This window comes from Nonomuraea sp. NPDC050478 (assembly GCF_044458265.1).
Classification (GTDB): Bacteria; Actinomycetota; Actinomycetes; order Streptosporangiales; family Streptosporangiaceae; genus Nonomuraea; species Nonomuraea ferruginea.
In genome coordinates this window covers 259951-277724 of sequence record NZ_JBITHT010000006.1, presented here as the reverse complement: position 1 = coordinate 277724, position 17774 = coordinate 259951, and the positions used below count along the sequence as shown (strand labels likewise).

The 17774-nt window shown below is 73.0% G+C and carries 15 protein-coding genes and 1 pseudogene; 12 read left to right on the top strand and 4 right to left on the bottom strand.

All coding sequences use genetic code 11. From position 1 onward, the window contains the following. Window positions 1-5: 5 nt before the first annotated feature. From ureG to ACIBF7_RS30340, 3 genes are read left to right on the top strand one after another with little or no spacing between them, the layout of a single operon-like run. Window positions 6-680 carry an urease accessory protein UreG gene (gene ureG, locus ACIBF7_RS30350; protein WP_219543884.1) on the top strand — a complete coding sequence of 225 codons (675 nt, stop codon included), beginning with the start codon at window positions 6-8 and terminating at the stop codon, window positions 678-680. Beyond that, complete coding sequence (locus ACIBF7_RS30345; RefSeq protein WP_271278016.1) at window positions 662-1603, top strand: urease accessory protein UreD; 942 nt, start codon at window positions 662-664, stop codon at window positions 1601-1603. The genes ureG and ACIBF7_RS30345 overlap by 19 nt, the downstream gene beginning before the upstream one ends. Beyond that, window positions 1543-2553: an FUSC family protein gene (locus ACIBF7_RS30340; protein WP_364231403.1), complete on the top strand. Its 1011-nt coding sequence runs from the start codon at window positions 1543-1545 to the stop codon at window positions 2551-2553. The genes ACIBF7_RS30345 and ACIBF7_RS30340 overlap by 61 nt, the downstream gene beginning before the upstream one ends. 132 nt (window positions 2554-2685) lie before the next feature. On the opposite strand, the gene ACIBF7_RS30335 is transcribed toward ACIBF7_RS30340, so the two are convergent. Further along, a complete protein-coding gene (locus ACIBF7_RS30335) occupies window positions 2686-4401 on the bottom strand; it encodes an exo-alpha-sialidase (protein WP_397198692.1) in 1716 nt (571 codons plus the stop codon). A 125-nt stretch (window positions 4402-4526) separates the two neighbouring features. Further along, a complete protein-coding gene (locus tag ACIBF7_RS30330; RefSeq protein ID WP_271278013.1) occupies window positions 4527-5249 on the bottom strand; it encodes a FadR/GntR family transcriptional regulator in 723 nt (240 codons plus the stop codon). A 135-nt stretch (window positions 5250-5384) separates the two neighbouring features. Here ACIBF7_RS30330 and ACIBF7_RS30325 point away from each other — a divergent pair, with 135 nt between their 5' ends. The 9 genes and pseudogenes from ACIBF7_RS30325 to ACIBF7_RS30285 all read left to right on the top strand — a co-directional run bounded on the left by ACIBF7_RS30325 (window position 5385) and on the right by ACIBF7_RS30285 (window position 14826). After that, window positions 5385-6968 (top strand): ABC transporter substrate-binding protein, encoded by a 1584-nt coding sequence (locus ACIBF7_RS30325; RefSeq protein WP_397198691.1) that lies wholly within the window; start codon window positions 5385-5387, stop codon window positions 6966-6968. Between the two features lie 21 nt (window positions 6969-6989). After that, window positions 6990-7940, top strand: coding sequence for an ABC transporter permease (locus ACIBF7_RS30320; protein WP_148029732.1), 951 nt, complete (start codon window positions 6990-6992; stop codon window positions 7938-7940). A gap of 1 nt (window position 7941) precedes the next feature. Beyond that, window positions 7942-9882 carry a dipeptide/oligopeptide/nickel ABC transporter permease/ATP-binding protein gene (locus ACIBF7_RS30315; RefSeq protein ID WP_397198690.1) on the top strand — a complete coding sequence of 647 codons (1941 nt, stop codon included), beginning with the start codon at window positions 7942-7944 and terminating at the stop codon, window positions 9880-9882. Further along, window positions 9879-10859 (top strand): oligopeptide/dipeptide ABC transporter ATP-binding protein, encoded by a 981-nt coding sequence (locus ACIBF7_RS30310; protein WP_397198689.1) that lies wholly within the window; start codon window positions 9879-9881, stop codon window positions 10857-10859. The genes ACIBF7_RS30315 and ACIBF7_RS30310 overlap by 4 nt, the downstream gene beginning before the upstream one ends. Further along, on the top strand, window positions 10856-11785 hold the full coding sequence (locus ACIBF7_RS30305; protein ID WP_397198688.1) for a dihydrodipicolinate synthase family protein: 930 nt from the start codon (window positions 10856-10858) through the stop codon (window positions 11783-11785). Before ACIBF7_RS30310 ends, ACIBF7_RS30305 begins: the two co-directional genes overlap by 4 nt. After that, window positions 11782-11955, top strand: a pseudogene (locus tag ACIBF7_RS30300) (ROK family protein); the annotation flags it as partial. The gene ACIBF7_RS30305 and the pseudogene ACIBF7_RS30300, both read left to right, overlap by 4 nt. Before the next feature lie 375 nt (window positions 11956-12330). Then, complete coding sequence (locus ACIBF7_RS30295; protein ID WP_397198849.1) at window positions 12331-13065, top strand: ROK family protein; 735 nt, start codon at window positions 12331-12333, stop codon at window positions 13063-13065. 188 nt (window positions 13066-13253) lie between these two features. Further along, entirely contained in the window at window positions 13254-13946 is a 693-nt protein-coding gene (locus ACIBF7_RS30290; protein ID WP_397198687.1) for an N-acetylmannosamine-6-phosphate 2-epimerase, read from the top strand. A gap of 175 nt (window positions 13947-14121) precedes the next feature. Further along, window positions 14122-14826: a FadR/GntR family transcriptional regulator gene (locus tag ACIBF7_RS30285; RefSeq protein ID WP_397198686.1), complete on the top strand. Its 705-nt coding sequence runs from the start codon at window positions 14122-14124 to the stop codon at window positions 14824-14826. Between the two features lie 383 nt (window positions 14827-15209). Here the strand turns inward: ACIBF7_RS30285 and ACIBF7_RS30280 are convergent, their stop codons facing one another. Both ACIBF7_RS30280 and ACIBF7_RS30275 read right to left on the bottom strand, forming a co-directional pair. Then, complete coding sequence (locus tag ACIBF7_RS30280) at window positions 15210-16241, bottom strand: hemolysin family protein (RefSeq protein ID WP_364231420.1); 1032 nt, start codon at window positions 16239-16241, stop codon at window positions 15210-15212. Further along, window positions 16238-17584 carry a hemolysin family protein gene (locus tag ACIBF7_RS30275; RefSeq protein WP_364231423.1) on the bottom strand — a complete coding sequence of 449 codons (1347 nt, stop codon included), beginning with the start codon at window positions 17582-17584 and terminating at the stop codon, window positions 16238-16240. Before ACIBF7_RS30275 ends, ACIBF7_RS30280 begins: the two co-directional genes overlap by 4 nt. Window positions 17585-17774: the final 190 nt, after the last annotated feature.

The following is a 17774-nucleotide window of genomic DNA, read 5'->3' as shown; positions in this document are numbered from 1 at the left end:
ACGCCATGCACACCCACCACCACCATCACCTGGACCACGACACGCCCCGCGAGCTGGAAGGCGTTCTCAAGGTCGGCATCGGCGGGCCCGTCGGCTCCGGCAAGACGGCCCTGATCGAGGCGCTGGTCCCCATCCTGATCGGGCGGGGACACAGCGTCGGCGTCATCACCAACGACATCTACACCATGGAGGACGCCGACCACGTCAAGCGCACCCTCGACGGCGTGCTCGACCCGGCGCGCATCGTGGGCGTGGAGACCGGCTCCTGCCCGCACACAGCCGTCCGCGACGACCCCACGATGAACCTGGCCGCCGGGACCGAGATGCTGCGCCGCTTCGGCGACATCGACACGCTGCTGTACGAGAGTGGCGGCGACAACCTCACGCTCACCTTCAGCCCGGTCCTGGCCGACGTGTACGTGTTCGTCCTGGACACCGGCGAGGGCGACAAGATGCCGCGCAAGCGCGGGCCGGGCATCACCGACTCCGACCTGCTCGTCATCAACAAGATCGACATCGCTCCGTACGTGCGCGCCGACCTGGAGGTGATGACCCGCGACGCCCGCCGGGTCCGTGACGGGCGCCCGGTGATCCTCACCGACTCGCTGGAGGGCACGGGCGTGGCGGAGGTCGCGGACTTCATCGCCAGCCGCAGGCCGGTATGGTCGCCGAGCGCGTAGACCGGCTGGCGGCCTCGCATTACACGATCACCTCGATCCCGGAGGACGTGGCGCGGCACGCCGAGGTGCCGCACACGCTGCCGGTCGGCAGTCCGGGCAAGGTCGGCGTGCTCGACCTGGCCTTCGAGCGGCGGGGCGGCCGGTCGGAGCTGACCGGCCACTACCAGAAGGCGCCGCTGCAGATCATGCGGCCGCTCTACTACGACCCCGACCGGCCTGACCTGCCGTACGTGATCGTCATGTCCACGGGCGGGGGAGTGCTGCAGGGCGACCGCTACCGGATCGACCTCGCCTGCGGCGCCGGGGCGTCGACGCACGTGACGACGCAGGCCGCCACGAAGATCTACCGGATGGAGCAGGACTACGCCAGCCAGCTCGTCACCATCACGGCGGGGCCGGGCGGCTACGTCGAGTACCTGCCGGACCCGGTCATCCCGTTCACCGGCTCGCGCTTCTACCAGCGGATCAGGGTGACGGCCGACCCCACCGCCACCGTGATCCTCGGCGAGACGATGCTGGCCGGGCGGCTGGCCAGGGGCGAACGGCACGCCTACGACGCCTGCTGCAGCGACCTGGAGGTGTGCGGCCCGGACGGCGAGCTGCTGTTCGCCGACCCGATCAGGCTCGTCCCCGGACGGGCGCCGGTCACCGGCCCGGCCATGTTCGGCGGCCACGGCGTGCTGTCCACCCTGTACGTGATCACGTCCGCGGTGGACGCCGCCGAGCTGGCCGACGCGCTGCACGGGGCGGTGGCGGGCAGCGGGCTCACGGGCGGGGCCAGCACGCTGCCGAACCGCGCCGGCGCCTGGGCGAGGCTGCTCGGGCCGGAGTCCCCGCCGGTCATCGCGGCGCTGGAACGCCTGTGGGACGTCGCCAGGCGGATGATCACCGGAACCCCGGCGCCCGACAGGCGCAAACCCTGAGCACGGCCGGCCGCTGGGCCGAGCAGGTGTGGGACCTGCTGCGGCCGCAAGGCAAGCCGGACTTCCCGGCCGGGCTGGCGGCGGGCGTGCTGATCGTGGTGCCGCTGCTCGCCGGGGCCGCGCTGCACCGGACCTCGCTGGGCGCGGCGGTGACGCTGGCGGCCACGCTCATGCTGTACCCGGCGCCCCAGCCGCTGTCCCTGGTCATGCTCGTGCGCGGGGCGGCGGTCACCGCGGCGGGCGTGTTCGTCTGGCTCGTCGCCGGGCAGCCCTGGCTGCTGGCGGCCGGCGTGACGGCGGCGGCCGTCGCCGGGAGCTTCTGGCCGCTCCTGGGCACCACGGCCGCGCTCGGAGCCCTGCTCATGGCCATCATGGACGACCCCGGCATCGGCGTGCCCGGCCTGGCCCAGCTCGCCGGGGCTGCCTGGGCGGCCCTCGTCGTCCTGCCCCTGGGCCGGCTGTCGGCCACGGTCCCGCCGTCCGAGCTGAGCCTCGCCCGCCGCGCCCGGCACGCCGCCCGGCTCGGCGTGCTGGTCGCCGCCTCCATGTCGATCACGGTTCTGCTCGGGCTGCGCGTCGCCGAGGGCCACTGGCTGGTCACCGCGATCCTCGTCACCCTGCGGCCCACACCGGAAGCCACCGGCTCCCGCTACGTCAAGCGGATGCTGGGCGGCCTGGCCGGCAGCGCGCTGGCGGCGCTGATCCTGCTCTGCCGTCCGTCCACCCTGGTCACCGCCCTGTGCGTGGGCGCGGCCGGCACGCTGGCGCACGCCTACCGGGCGGCCAACTACGTCTACTGGTCGTTCTGGATGCCGGTCACGGTGCTGCTGCTGGCCGACTTCAGCTACCCGGAGCCGTGGACCGCGTCCGTCGCCCGGCTGGCCATGAACCTCGCGGGCGGCCTGGCCGCACTGGCGGCCGTCCGCTACCTCTGGCCCGACCCCCCATGACACGGTCCCGGTCGGCCATGGTCCTGTACGAGCCCGGCGCTCCCGGGCCGCGGTCGCCCTGGTCGGCTACCACCGCCGGTGGCCCCGGGGCCCGCCGGCCGTTCGCAGGCCGGCGGGTCCGTGTTCGGCAGGTCAGGCGGCCCTCAGCCAGGCGGGGGTGAACCGGGCGAAGACGATGCCGCCGGTGTCGCCGATCTCGTAGAGGACGCCGACCTGGCCGTCGGCGAGCACGGCCATGGTCGAGTAGCCCGCCGCGCCGGGTTTGACCAGCGCCCTGGCGGGCCAGGTGGTCCCGTCGTCGGTGGAGAGCCGGACGGTCAGGTCGTTGCGGGCGGTCGGGTGGGCGTTGCCGCTGTACAGGACCGTGGCGGTGCGGATCGGCGCGCCGTTCGAGCCGCGCTGCCCGGGGGTGAGGTAGGACAGCTCGTCGGCGTTGCACAGCGGATCGGTCAGCACCGGGCTGGCGGCGGCGGCGCCGAAGGTCCGGCCGCCGTCGGCCGAGGTGGCCAGGAAGCGGGAGCGGACGCCGTTGTGCCGCATGTTCTGCGCCACGGCGCCGCCGCTGCGCTCCACGGCCTTGCTCTCGTTGACGTTGCCGCTCGCCGACGAGCCGCGCTGCCAGGTCCGGCCGTGGTCGTCGCTGTAGATGTTGGCGGCGTGGCTGGTCCCGGCGGCGTCGCGGTAGACGATCGGCTGGATCAGCCGGCCGGAGCTGGTCTGGATGCCGTGCCCGGACGACGCGAAGAGCTGCCGCCAGCCCGGGTCCTTCACCGACGGGTTGAGCTCGACCGGGGCGCTCCAGGTGAGGCCGTGGTCGGTGCTCTTGACGTACTGGATGTGCAGGCTGTCGGGGTCGTTCGCGGCGTTGGAGCCGGACCCGCCCGACCAGAAGCTGATCCCCGGCCGCGGCGAGTAGGTGTAGAAGACGAAGACCTCTCCGGTCGAGCGGTCGACGAGCACGCTCGGGTCCCCGACGCCCTGGGCCGTCGTGGCGGCGTGGTGGATGACGCGCGGCTGCTCCCAGGTGAGGCCGTGGTCGGTGCTGCGCATCAGCACGATCTGGATGTTGTTGGTGCCGCCGCCCAGGTCGTAGGAGCCGTCGACGCGCGCGTCGGCCACGGCGATGACGGTGCCGTTCCCGGTGACGGCCATGCCGGGGATCCGCACCGATCGGACGGTGCCGTCGTAGCGGCCATCGGGGCCGTTGAGCCCTCTGATGGTGGTGCTGGTGCGGAGCACGGCGGTCGAGTTCAGCTGGGGCGCGTCGGCGGCCATACCGCAGCGCGCGACGCCGGAACGCGTGTCGTCGAAGCCTTCCGCCGTGGTCCGCAGGGTGTACGGCGTGCCGGCCGGGACCGTCCAGTAGTGCAGGTAGTTACCGCCCGCGGCGACGGTGCGCGTCCAGGGCGAGCCGGTCCGGCCCGGCCAGGTGACCGTGAACGTCTTCGACGCAGTGGTCCGGTTCTCCAGGATGAGCTGGAGGCGGCTCTCCGTGCAGTCGAAGCCGACGAGCGCGGACATCCCGCCGCCGCAGTGGAACCTGCCGCTCTGCGTGGTGTCGTGGCCGGTCGGGGTGGTGGTGCGCAGGGTGTACGGGGTGCCGGGGTCGAGCGTCCAGTGGAGCAGCGCGCTGCCTCCGGCGGGCACCGTGCGGGTCCACGGCGATCCGGAGCGGCCGGGCCAGGTCACGGTGTACGTCTGGGTCTGGGCCGACTTGTTGTCCAGGGTGAGCTGGAGCCGGCTGAGCGGGCAGTCCGCTCCGACGGTCGCCGACACGCCGGGGACGGCCGCGAAGGCGGGGGCGGGGACGGAGACCGCCGCGGCGGCGACGGACAGGACGAGGGTCAAGACTCCGCGCAGGAGCCTTAAGGGCAGGGACGTCACGGATCGATCGCTCCTTCGGTTCGGGGGGTTGGAGCCGAGGAGCATCAGACATCAGACGTCCCGTACTGTAAGCGCGGGGTGGAGAGCCGTCAATGCCCGCGATTTTCCCTCAGGTGCCGCCGCACCGGGGCGTAGTGGGCGGCGATCGCCTCCGCGAACCCCTGGAGGTCCTCGGCGGAGGCCGCCCGCACGATCGCGCGGTGCGCCGCGACGGTCTCGCGCACCGACTCGGGGGTGGTGGGCATCGTGGGCGCGACGATTGCGTGCACGTCCCAGAAGGCGGCGGTGAGCTGGGTGACCAGCTCGTTGCCCAGAGGTTTCATGAGGAGCAGGTGGAACTCGCGGTCCTGCTCGATGAACGTCTCGCCCGCCCGCGCCCGCTCGTCCATCTCGTCGGTGAGTCTCTCCAGCTCGCCGCGCAGATCCTCGCCCAGGGCGGGGATGATCGCGGAGGCGAGCCCCTGCTCCAGGGTCTGGCGGACCTGGACCAGCTCGGAGAGCACCTGGTAGTCGTCGGACCGGCTGAGCAGCCCCCGGAAGCTCAGGCTCTCGACCAGGGCGGCGAGTGACAGCGTGCCGACGTAGGTGCCGTATCCGTGGCGCACCTCGACGATGTCGAGGGCGGTGAGGGCCTTGATCGCCTCGCGCACGCTGGAGCGGCTCGCGCCGATGGCCGCGCACAGCTCCGCCTCGGTGGGGAGCGCGTCGCCGGGCCGCAGGCGGTGGTGCAGGATGTACTGCTTGATGCGCTCGGCCACCTCTCGCTGTCGCAGTTGCGTACCGCGGGACGGTCGCGAGATGGGCTCGATCACGGCCAACATCTTGCCCTTTCGTCCAAAGGTCGTCTACATTCCCCGCATCGGCATCAGACATCAGACGTCATGTGTCCTGTGCCCACCCGTGACGATACCCCCCAAAACGGTCACCATCAAAGGAGAGGGGTAGCCATGCCCGATCCCGCCCCGTCCGTCAACCGCCGCGGCTTCCTGCGGCTCGTAGGGGCCATGAGCGCCGCCACCGCGTTCACCGGCTCGCTCGCCGCGTGCTCGGGCCCCGCCTCCACCGGCAGCGCGGCGCCCGCCGCCGACAGCATCGAGGCCGGCATCTCGTACGCCCTGTCGACCGGCTTCGACCCGATGACCTCGTCCGGCGCCACGCCCGTCGCGGCCAACATGCACACCCTGGAGGCGCTGTTCGACCTCGACCCGGTGACCCGCGAGCCGTACGCCGCGCTCGCCGCCGGAGAGCTGGAGAAGGTCGACGACACCACGTACAAGGTCGCCCTGCGCCAGGGCGCCACCTTCCACGACGGCTCCCCGGTGACGGCTGGGGATGTCGCCTTCAGCTTCGAGCGCGTCATGGACCCCGCCAACGCCTCGCTCATGGTGCAGTTCATCCCGTTCGTGGAGAGCGTCACCGCGGTCGGCGACACGGCGGCGGAGATCAAGCTCAAGCACGCCTTCCCCCTGCTCAAGGAGCGGCTCGCGGTCGTCAAGATCGTGCCGAGGGCGATCGTGGGGAAGGACAAGGCCGCCTTCGACGCCAAGCCCGTGGGCTCGGGCCCGTACCGCCTGATCGAGGCGACCAAGGAAGACAAGATCGTCTTCGAGCGGTGGGACGAGTACAACGGGCCGCGCCCCGCGAAGGTCAAGAACATGACCTGGCGGCTGCTGTCCGACCCGTCCGCCCGCGTGACCGCGCTGGAGTCCGGCCGGGTCGCGGCGATCGAGGACGTGCCGTACCTCGACGCCGAGAAGGTCGGCCAGAAGCACAAGCTGGAGGCGGTGCAGTCCTTCGGCCTGCTCTTCCTCATGTTCAACTGCGCCGAGAAGCCCTTCGACGACAAGCGGGTGCGCCAGGCGCTGCACTGGGCGATCGACAAGGACAAGGTCATCCGGACGGGCATGCTGGGCAACGCCGCCGCGGCGACCGGTTACGTCCAGGAGTCGCATCCCGCGTACGCCGAGGCGGCCACCGTCTACGGCTACGACCCGGACAAGGCCAAGGAACTGCTCAAGGCGGCCGGGGTCGAGAACCTCCAGGTCACCATGGTCACCACCGACACCGGCTGGGTGAAGGACGTCGTCCCGATCATCAAGGAGTCCTGGGACGCCGTCGGCGTGACCACCACGCTCGACATCGGCCAGTCGGGCGGGCAGTACACCAACAAGATCGACCCCGGCGCGTTCCAGGTCCTGGTGGCGCCGGGCGACCCCTCGGTCTTCGGCAACGACATGGACCTGCTGCTGCGCTGGTTCTACGACGGCATCTGGCCGGAGAACCGCTACCGCTGGAGCCAGACCGCCGAGGCGAAGAAGATGCTGGAGCTGCTCGACGCCGCGGTGCGGACCGACGACGCCGCCGAGCAGAAGAAGCTGTGGGGCCAGGCCGTCGACCTCGTCGCCGAGGAGGTGCCGCTCTACCCGATCCTGCACCGCAAGCTGCCCACCGCCTGGGACGAGAAGGCGCTCACCGGCTTCCAGCCCATCCCGACCACGGGCCTGTCCTTCCTCGACGTCGCCCGCGTCTGACCGCCCCGACGAGAAAGCGCCATGTTCGCACTCCTACGGCTGACCGTGAGACGGCTGGTGATCCTGCCGCCCATGCTGCTGGGCGTCACGCTGCTGGTCTTCGTGGTCCTCCAGTTCTCGCCCAACGATCCCGCGTACAACGCACTCGGCGACGGCGCGAGCCCGGAGGCGCGCGCCGCCTACAGGGCGGAGCACGGGCTGGACGACCCCCTCCCGCTGCGTTACGTCCGGTTCCTGGGGCAGCTGGCGCAGGGCGACCTGGGCTACACCGCCCCGCCGGCGACCCCGGTGATCGACCGGGTCGTCACGGCCTTCCCGCTCACGATCCAGCTCACCGTGCTGGGCCTGGTGCTCGCCGTGGCCGGCGCCCTGGCCTTCGGGGTCACCGGCGCGCTCCACCGCGACCGGTGGCCCGACCAGGTGACCCGCGTGCTGTCCATCGCGGGGGTGGCGATGCCCTCCTTCTGGCTGGGCATCCTGCTCATCCAGGAGTTCGCGCTCGGCGTTCCGATCTTCCCGACCGGCGGTTACGTCAACCCGGCCGACTCCGTCACCGGCTGGCTCCTGTCGCTGGCCCTGCCCTCGATCGCGATCGCCGTCCCGGCGGCGGCCTCGCTGTCGCGCCTGGTGCGCACCTCGATGGTGGAGGAACTGGACAAGGACTACGTCCGCACCGCCACCGGCAACGGCCTGCCCCGCGCGATCGTCGTACGCGGCGCGCTGCGCAACGCGCTCATCACCCCGCTCACCGTGCTCGGCCTGCGGGTCGGCTACCTGCTGAGCGGCGCCGTGGTCATCGAGACGATCTTCGACCTGCCCGGCATGGGCAAGCTCATACTCGAAGGCGTCACGAACGGCGACGTGGCCCTGGTGCAGGGCGCGGTGCTGACGATCGCGGTGGCGTTCCTCCTCGTGAACCTCGTCGTCGATCTGCTCTACCTGCTCGTCAACCCGCGGATCAGGGCGGTGTGAGATGCTCAGATCAGGCCTGACCGCCCGGCTCTCCGACCCCGGCATCCGCTTCGCGCGCCTCTCCCCGGTCGCCGTCGTCTCCCTCGCCGTGCTCGTGGCGATCGCGCTCTTCGCCGTGCTGGCGCCGCTCTTCGCCGGAGATCCGCTCGCGACCGGCACGCCCGCCGTCCCGCCCGGCGCCGACCACTGGCTCGGCACCGACAGGGCCGGGCGTGACGTCTTCGCCAGGATCGCGCACGGCGCGCAGTCCTCCCTTCTCATCGGCCTGGGCGCCACCGCGCTCGCCGTCGCCGCCGGCGCGGTGCTGGGCAGCCTCGCGGCCACCTCGCGCAAGGCCGTCAGCGAGGGCATCATGCGCGTCCTCGACGTGGTCATGGCCTTCCCCGGCATCGCGCTCGCCGCGGTGCTGGTGGCGGTCTTCGGCCGCCACCTCCCGGTCCTGATCGGCACGATCGCCTTCCTGTACGTGCCGCAGCTGACGCGGGTGGTGCGGGCCAACGTCCTGGCGCAGTACGGCGAGGACTACGTCGCCGCCGAGAAGGTCATCGGCGCCACCAGGCCGCACATCCTGGTCAGGCACGTCGCCGTCAACTGCGCCGCGCCCATCATGGTGTTCGCCACCGTGCTGGTGGCCGACGCGATCATCTTCGAGGCCAGCCTGTCGTTCATCGGCGCGGGCATCCAGGACCCGGCGCCGAGCTGGGGCAACGTGCTGGCCTACGGCAGGCAGCTCGTCCTGGCCGGCGGCTGGTGGGCCACCTTCTTCCCCGGCCTGGCGATCCTGGTCACGGTGCTCGCGCTCAACCTGCTCGCCGAAGGGCTCACCGACGCGTGGGCCGCGCCCCGCTCCGCCCGGCGCGCCGCCGCACCGGCCGACGACGTCTCCTCGGCGGCCGTACCCGCCGAGGAGAGCACCGAGACCGGGGACGCGCTCGCCAGGCTCGCCGTCGTGGCGGGCGAGCGCCCGCCGCGCGTCCCGCCGCTGCCGCCCGGGGCCGCGCCGCTGCTGTCGGTCGAGGACCTGACCATCCGCTTCCCGCAGCGATACGGGGACGTCCCGGTCGTCCAGTCGCTCTCCTTCGACGTACGGGTGGGCGAGACGCTCGGGCTGGTGGGCGAGTCCGGCTGCGGCAAGAGCCTGACCAGCCTGGCGATCATGGGTCTGCTGCCCCGCGCCGCGCAGGTGAGCGGCCGGATCGTCTACGACGGCCGCGACATCCTGCACCTGCCGCCAGGCGAACGGCGGGCGATCTCCGGCCCGGAGATCGCCATGGTCTACCAGGACGCCATGTCGTCGCTGAACCCGTCGGTCCTCGTGGGCACTCAGCTGCGCCAGCTCACCAAGCGGGGCGGCACCCGTACGCCGGAGCAGCTCCTCGAACTCGTGGGCCTTGACCCGGCGCGCACCCGGCGCAGCTACCCGCACGAGCTGTCCGGCGGCCAGCGCCAGCGCGTGCTGATCGCGATGGCCCTGTCCCGCGGCCCGCGGCTGCTGGTCGCCGACGAGCCCACCACGGCGCTCGACGTGACCGTGCAGGCGCAGGTGGTGGAGCTGCTGGTCGAGCTGCGGGACGAGCTCGGCTTCGCGATGCTGCTCGTCTCGCACGACCTCGGCCTGGTCGGTCAGCTCGTGCACCGGATCGCCGTGATGTACGCCGGCCAGCTCGCCGAGATCGGCACGACCGGCTCGCTCCTGTCCGGCGCCGAGCACCGCTACGCCCGGGGCCTGCTGGGCTCGGTGCTCTCCCTGGAGAGCGGGGCCAAGCGGCTGCACCAGGTGCCCGGCGTGGTGCCCGCGCCCCGCGACTTCGGGCCCGGCTGCCGCTTCGCGGGCCGGTGCGCGGCCGCGGACGCGACCTGCCGCACCGCTCCGCCGCCGCTGGCCGGCGAACCGCACGACCACGCGCGGGCCTGCTTCCACCCCGGAGGGGGACAACGGTGAACGAACCAGTCGTCAGCCTGGAACACGTGCACGTGGTGCACACCGCGCGCAGCGGCGGCCTGGTGCGCCGCGACAAGGTGCACGCACTCACCGACGCCACCGTCTCCGTCGGCCGGGGCGAGATCCTCGGCGTGGTCGGCGAGTCGGGATGCGGCAAGTCCACCCTCGCCAAGGTGGTGGTCGGCCTCCAGGCGCCCACCTCGGGCACGGTGCGCTTCCGCGGCGAGGACCTGTGGACGCTGCCGGTACGGCGCCGCTGGCGGGACTTCGGGGCCGCCGTGGCCATGGTGTTCCAGGACGCCTCCACCGCGCTGAACCCCCGCCTGTCCGTGCGCCGCATCCTGCGCGACCCCCTCGACGTGCACCGGCGCGGCACGCCGAAGCAGCGCGAGGAACGCGTGCGCGACCTGCTCGACCTCGTCGGGCTGCCCGGCCACGTCGCCGAGGCGCTGCCCGGCCAGCTCTCCGGCGGCCAGCGCCAGCGGGTCGCCGTGGCGCGCGCCCTGACACTCGAACCCGACGTGATCGTCGCCGACGAGCCCACCAGCGCGCTGGACGTCTCCGTCCGCGCCCAGGTGCTCAACCTCCTGCTCGACCTGCGCACGAGCCTGGGGCTCGGCCTGGTGTTCATCTCCCACGACATCCAGACGGTCCGCTACCTCGCCGACCGGATCGCGGTCATGTACCTCGGCCGCGTGGTCGAGGAGGGGCCGGTCGCCGACGTGGCCGGCCGGGCGCGCCACCCGTACACGCGGGCCCTGTTCTCGGCCACGCCCAGCCTGCTCGACGACACCGAACGGATCGTGCTCACCGGCCCGGTCCCGTCCGCCACCCACCCGCCGTCCGGTTGCCCGTTCCGCACCCGCTGCTGGAAGGCCACCGAGGCGTGCGCGCAGGAGTTCCCGCCCGCCACTCAGGCGGAGGCGCACTTCTGGCACTGCGTCCACCCCGAATCGCCCGTAAGGAGCCTTCTTTGAGCCCCCGCAAGCCCCGCTTCAGCGGCGTCATCCCGCCGGTCGTCACCCCTCTGACGCCGGACGGCGAGATCGACGCCGCGTCACTGGAGCGGCTGGTCGAGTTCCTGATCGAGGCGGGCGTCAGCGGCCTGTTCGCCCTCGGCAGCTCCGGTGAGGCGGTCTTCCTCACCGACGCCCGCCGGGACAAGGCGCTGGAGGTCGTGGTGCGGGCGGCCGCCGGCCGGGTGCCCGTGCTCGCCGGCTGCATCGAGACGACGACCGGCCGCGTGATCGAGCGGGCGGAGATCGCCAGGAAGCTCGGCGCGGACGCCGTCGTGGTGACCGCGCCGTTCTACGCCCGCATCCATCCCGTGGAGGTCGACCGGCACTTCCGCGCCGTCAGGGCCGCCGTGGACCTGCCGCTCCTGGCCTACGACGTGCCGGTGTCGGTGCACACCAAGCTCACCGCCGACCTGGTGCTCTCCCTGGCCGCGGACGGGGTCGTCGACGGGCTCAAGGACTCCAGCGGCGACGACGTGGGGTTCCGCCAGGTGGTCCTGCGGGCCGCCGGGCTCGCCGGGTTCTCGGCGCTGACCGGGCACGAGGTCGTGGTCGACGCGATGATGCTCGCCGGGGCCGACGGCGCCGTGCCCGGCCTGGCCAACGTCGACCCGCACGGTTACGTACGGCTGCTGCGGGCCTGCGCCGACGGGCGCTGGGCCGACGCCAAGGCCGAGCAGGACCGTCTGACCCGGCTGTTCCGCATCGTCGAGGCGGCCTCCGCTGCCACCGCCGGTGGCAGCACGCGGGGCGTCGGGGCGTTCAAGACCGCGCTGGCCCTGCGCGGGGTCATCGGCCACGCGGCCGTCGCCGCGCCGATGCGCGAGCTGACCGCCGGCGAGGGCCGCGCCGTCGCCGCCCATCTGGAGGAGGCCGGGCTGCTGTGAGCCTCGTCGTCGGCGTGGACATCGGCGGCACGAAGATCGCCGCCGGCCTGGTCGACCACTCCGGCACCCTCCTGGCCACGGCCACCCGCCCCACCCCCGCCACCGAAGGCCCCGACGCCATCCTCACCACCGCCACCGCCCTCATCCACACCCTCACCGAGAGCCGTGGGGTTGTGATCGCGGCCGGTGGTGCGGAGTTCGGTCGGGATCTCCGTGATGGGCGGGGGGCTGTGGGCTCGGACGGTGGTCCGGAATTCGGTCGGAATCTCCGTGATGGGCGGGGGTCCGTGAGGGCGGCTGGTAGTGCGGAGTTCGGTCGTGACCTTCGCGATGGGCGGAGATCGGTGGGGCCGCCTGCGGAGGCCGGTCGTGACCTCCGTGAGGGGCGGGGGGCCGTGGAAGCCGCCGGTGGTGCGGAGTTCGGTCGCGGCGTCCGTGACGGGCGGGGGTCCGTGGGGGCGGGTGGTAGTGCGGAGGTCGGGCGTGACCTCCGCGATGGGACCGGGGAGTCGGCTGGTGTCGGGGGTCTCGGTGGCCGGGGGGTTGTGAGCGCGGTCGGTGTCGGTAGTGCTGGGGTGGTCGATCCGGGGCGGGGTGTGGTGGTCTCGGCGACCGGGGCGCTGGCTGGGTGGGCGGGGACCGATCTGCGTGGCGAGCTGTCGCGCAGGCTCGGGGTGCCGGTGGTGGTCGGCAACGACGTGCACGCGCACGCGCTCGGCGAGCAGTGGCGCGGTGCCGCCGCCGGCCGGGAGGACGTCCTGCTGGTCGCGGTCGGTACCGGCGTCGGCGCCTCGGTCATGCTCGGTGGGCGGGTCCGGCACGGGGCGCATGCGGTGGCCGGGCACGCGGGCCATGTGCCGGTGGCGGCGGCGGCCGGGAGGCCGTGCCCGTGCGGCGGGCAGGGGCATGTGGAGGCGGTCGCGTCCGGCCCCGCCCTGTTTGGTGAGTACCGTCGCCGGGGCGGTACGGACGCCGCGGATCTCGCCGGGGTGGCTCGGTTGGCTGCGGCCGGAGATCCGCTCGCCGCGGACGTCCTGGCCGAGGGCGGGGCCGCGCTCGGCTCGCTCATCGGCGGGCTGATGAACGTCATCGACCCCGAGATCGTGGTCATCGGGGGAGGCGTCGCCGGATGCGGCGAACCGTGGTGGCGACCGCTACGCGCCGCCATCGCCGCCGAGGTACTGCCCGCACTGCGAGACGTCCCGGTCGAACCCGCCGCCCTCGCCGGCGCCGCCGCCCTGCTCGGCGCCGCCCGCATGGCCCTGGAAGCGTCCCCATGACCGACACCACTTTCCGCCCCGCCTCGCGTGGCCCGTTTCGCGCGGGCCCGTTTCGCGCGGGCCCGTTTCGCGTGGGCCCGCCTCGCGCTGGCCCGCTGGGCGGTTGGAACCGTACTGGACGCGCGAGTGATCGGCCCCCTTCGCGCGATCACCATCGAGGATTCGCGCGAGCACCATCGAGGAGGATCATGACGTCGGCCGCTGAGCACCCTGCGCTGGCCGCTATTCGGGGCCGTCTGGTGGTGTCGTGTCAGGCGTACCCCGGCGAGCCGATGCGTGACCCGGACACGATGTGCCGGGTGGCGCGGGCGGTGGCCGCCGGCGGGGCGGCGGGGATCCGGGCGCAGGGGCTGGAGGACCTGCGGCGGATCCGCGCGGCGCTGGACCTGCCGCTCATCGGCCTGTGGAAGGACGGCGACGGAGACGTCTTCATCACGCCGACCCTCGACCACGCCCTCGCTGTCGCCGCGACCGGCGCGGACATCGTGGCCGTGGACGGCACCCGCAGACCACGTCCCGACGGCCGCACGCTCGCCGAAACCGTCAAGGCCGTGCACGACCGTACCGGCCGGCTGGTGATGGCGGACGTCTCCACGTACGAGGAAGGGATCGCCGCCGCCGAGGCAGGCGCGGACGTGGTCGGGACGACCCTGTCCGGGTACACGGCGTACTCCCGCCCCGGACCCGGCCCTGACCTCGAACTGGTCGCCGGGCTCGCCCGCGACCTGCCCGTCCCGGTGATCGCCGAGGGGCGCGTCCACACGGCGGAGCAGGCCGCCGCGGCCGTCGAGGCGGGCGCGTACGCCGTGGTCGTCGGCACCGCCATCACCCACCCGACGACCATCACCCGCTGGTTCGCCGAAAGGATGACGAGGGCGTGACGGCCATGGTTCCGGCAGAATCGTCCCCGGGCACCCGGTGAAGCCGGGAGGCGTACGACGTCTGACGTCCTATGCTTAGGGTGCACGCCAGAGACCGGCATCGCGGGAAAGGCAGAAGATGGCGCTGGACTTCCCTGGACCCGCCACGGGGCGGCATCCGTTGCGGCGGCAGGAGGTGACGGAGCAGATCAAGGCGTTCATCCTGCGGAACCATCTGAAGCCCGGCGATCCGCTGCCCACCGAGTCCGTGCTCTGCGAGAGCTTGGGGGCGAGCCGCTCCAGCGTGCGTGAGGCGATCAAGACGCTGAGCGCCCTCGACATCGTGGAGGTGCGGCACGGCCACGGCATGTACGTCGGCCGCCTGTCCCTGGTGGCCCTGGTGGAGAGCCTCGCCTTCCGCGTCCAGCTCAGCAGCCGCGACGACTTCACCGTGCTCGGCGAGGTGATCGGCGTCCGTCAGCTGCTCGAACAGGGCCTGGCGGCCTCCCTCGTGGCGGCTCTGGAGGAGCCCCACTTCGACGCCCTGACCGCGCTGGTGTCCGAGATGCGGGAGCTGGCGGACAAGGGGGAGACGTTCGTCGAGCAGGACCGCGCCTTCCACCTGCTGCTCATGGAGCCGCTGAGGATCGACCTCGTCCAGCAGCTCACCGGGGCGTTCTGGGACGTCCACAGCATGGTCGCCCCGTTGCTGGCCCCGTCCACCGCCGACGGACGGGAGACGGCCGACGCGCACGCGGAGATCGTGGCGGCCGCCCGGCGGCGCGACGTGGCCGCCTTCCAGGCTGCGATCGAGGCCCACTACGGCCCTGTGCGCAAACAGCTCGCCACCCACCTGCGGGATTCCGGGAACGGCGTGGACGGACGGCCCGGAGGCCGATGAGCCCGCCGCCGCCGATGCTCACGCCCGGCGAGCGGAGTCTCGCCGTCAGACGTACGAGGATCAGCAGGTAGATCAGGGTTCCCAGGGCGATCAGCGCGCCGCTGACGAGCACCGGCCAGGGTGCGCCCAGGCGTGCAGGGAACGTCCACGGCGTCGCCGAGCACGACCGCCATAGCGATGATCGCCCACGGGAGCAGGGCCGGTGAGCCGCCGACTGCCAGGCCCGCACAGGTCAGGGTGAGCGCGACGGGCGCCGTGGTCAGCAGCCACGCCGTCTGACGTGCCCGTACGTCGGCGCGCTCGGTGCCCGGGCGCATCACCGTGAGCCAGAGCGCCATTCCTCCCGCCATGGCCTCGGAATGGCCGGATCGCCACGTGACTCGTCAGCGCGCCGTCGGCTCCCCGTTCCCTGGCACCAGCAGGGTGGTCAGCAGGTCGTCGAGGCTGACGATGCCGATCGTGGCGTCGTCGTCGCGGACGAGCGCGAGCTGGCTGTGGCCGGCCCGGAGCGCCGACACCGCGTCCGACACCGAGGCGCCCGCGTGCAGGGCCGGGACGCGGTAGGCGAGCTGCTCGGCGGTGACGTCGCGGGAGCGGCGGCGCGCCAGGTAGGCGTCGCGGATGTGGACGACGCCCAGCGGCGCCGCGGCGGGGCCGACGATCAGGCGTGAGCGCCCGGCGTTCAGGCAGGCGTCGACCACGTCCTGGGCCGAGGCGGCGGCGGGCACGCCGACGATCCGGTCGATCGGGGTGATCAGCTCGGCGATGCCGGTGTTCGGGGCGTGCAGGGCCTGGGTGAGCACGGCGTGGTCGTCGGCCTCGATGAGCCCGAGCCTGCGAGACTCCTCCACCAGGTGCTGGAGCTGCTCGGGGGTGCGCGGGTTGGCGTCGCCCTCCCGGGGCCTGACCTTGAACAGGCGGAGCAGGGCGTCGCTGACGGCGTTCAGCACGCTGATCAGGGGACGGACGACCAGCGTGAAGCCGCGGAACGGCAGCGCCAGGACGGTGGCCGAGCGCTCCGGATGGGCGATCGCCCAGGACTTGGGCGCCATCTCGCCGAGGACCATGTGCAGGAAGGTCACGATGGCCAGCGCGATGACGAAGGCGACCGCGTGCGCGGCGGCCTCGGGCAGCCCGGCGGCGTGGAACAGCGGGGTGAGCGTGCCGGCGATGAGCGGTTCGGAGACCACGCCGAGGCCGAGCGAGCAGAGCGTGATGCCGAGCTGGGCGCCGGCCAGCATGAGCGACAGCTCCTTGATCCCCGCCAGCGCCGCCGCGGCGGCCCGGCTGCCCCGCGCGGCGGCCTTCTCCAGGCGGTGGCGCTTGGCGGCGACCAGGGCGAACTCGGCGGCGACGAAGAAGCCGTTGCCGACGAGCAGGAACAGGGTGAGGGCCAGGCCCAGGGTCAGGTTCACGGCTGCTGCTCGCCTTCGTGCCGGTACGGGGTGAGGCGGACGCGCTCGGGGACGTGGCGGTTCAGGGTCAGCACCTCGATGCGGGCGTGGGTGGGCGCGCCGGGGTCGAGGGTGGCGGGCAGGTCGGCGATGATCACGTCGCCGGGCACGGCGAAGCGGCCCAGCCGGTGCAGGATGAGCCCGGCCAGGGTGTCGTAGTCGTCCTCGTCCGGCAGGCTCAGGTCCGTGGCCAGGGCGATCTCGTCTATCCGCAGGCCCGCGTCCAGCTCCCAGCCGTCGCCGCGGCGCACCGCGGCGGGCGTGTCGGCGTCGTTCTCGTCGGCGATCTCCCCGACCAGCTCTTCGGCGACGTCCTCCCAGGTGACCAGGCCGGCCAGGCCGCCGTGCTCGTCGACCACGCAGGCGACCTCCTCGCCGCGCGCGTGGAGCTGGCCGGCCAGGTCGGGCAGCGGCTGCGAGAACGGCACGACGAGCACCTCGCGGGCCAGGTCGCCGACCCGGGTGGTGGCGGCCGCGCCGGTCGGCACGGCGGCGACGTCACGCAGGCTGACCAGCCCGGCGACGTCGTCCAGCGTGGCGCCGAGCACCGGATAGTGCGTGTGGCCGTGGGCGGCGATGAGCTCGTCCAGCTCGGCGACGGTCGCCGACGCGGCGACGGCCACCACGTCGGCCCGGGGCACCATGACCTCTTCGGCGGTGTGGTCGGAGAAGGCGAGCGCCCGCTCCAGCACGTCGGCCTGGCTGCCGGGCAGGTGGCCGTGCGCCTCGGACTCGCCGATGATGTGGCCGAGCTCCTCCAGGGTGGCGCCGTGGTGCAGCTCCTCGACCGGCTCGATCCCGACCGCGCGCAGCAGCCTGTTGGCAGTGGCGTCGAACAGCTTGATGATCGGCCCGGCGACGGCCAGGTAGATCAGGGTCGACGAGGCCAGCGCGCGGGCCAGCGGCTCCGGCCTGGCCAGCGCCAGGTTCTTCGGGGCGAGCTCGCCGATCACCATCTGGATGATCGTGGCGAGCGCGAACCCGATCGCCAGCGCCACCGCGTCCACCAGCCCCGCGGGCATGCCGAGCGCGGTCAGCGCGGGTGAGATCAGCTCGGCCAGCGCCGGGCGGGCGATGAAGCCGACCACGAGCGCGGTGACGGTGATGCCGAGCTGCGCGCCGGACAGCATGAACGACAGCCGCTCCAGCACCTTGACGGCCTTGGCCGCCTTCTTGTCGCCCGCGGCCGCCTGCTGCGTCAGCGCGAGCCGGTCGGCGGTGACGTAGGCGAACTCCTGGGCGACGAAGTAGCCGGTGGCCAGGGTGAGGACGAAGATGGCCACCAGGCCCAGCGCGACGCTCATCGCGCGCACCCCCGTCCCGGCATCGCGCCTCGGCGCTCAATCGTGTTCAGGTCAGCCGGCACCGGCTCCACCATCTCTTTCCTTTCGAAGCCGGGGCCTGGACCTGCGACCGGCGAGTGGGCGCGTGCCGGACAAACCGTCCGCACGCGCCGTTTTCGACGCTAGCCGATCGTGCGGCCCCGGCTGTCAC

Excerpts from the sequence above, each read along its gene's own strand:
- ACIBF7_RS30320 (WP_148029732.1), top strand. The coding sequence starts at position 6,990 with ATGTTCGCACTCCTACGGCTGACCGTGAGACGGCTGGTGATCCTGCCG.
- ACIBF7_RS30275 (WP_364231423.1), bottom strand. The coding sequence starts at position 17,584 with ATGAGCGTCGCGCTGGGCCTGGTGGCCATCTTCGTCCTCACCCTGGCC.
- ureG (WP_219543884.1), top strand. The coding sequence starts at position 6 with ATGCACACCCACCACCACCATCACCTGGACCACGACACGCCCCGCGAG.
- ACIBF7_RS30325 (WP_397198691.1), top strand. The coding sequence starts at position 5,385 with ATGCCCGATCCCGCCCCGTCCGTCAACCGCCGCGGCTTCCTGCGGCTC.
- ACIBF7_RS30315 (WP_397198690.1), top strand. The coding sequence starts at position 7,942 with ATGCTCAGATCAGGCCTGACCGCCCGGCTCTCCGACCCCGGCATCCGC.
- ACIBF7_RS30345 (WP_271278016.1), top strand. The coding sequence starts at position 662 with ATGGTCGCCGAGCGCGTAGACCGGCTGGCGGCCTCGCATTACACGATC.
- ACIBF7_RS30290 (WP_397198687.1), top strand. The coding sequence starts at position 13,254 with ATGACGTCGGCCGCTGAGCACCCTGCGCTGGCCGCTATTCGGGGCCGT.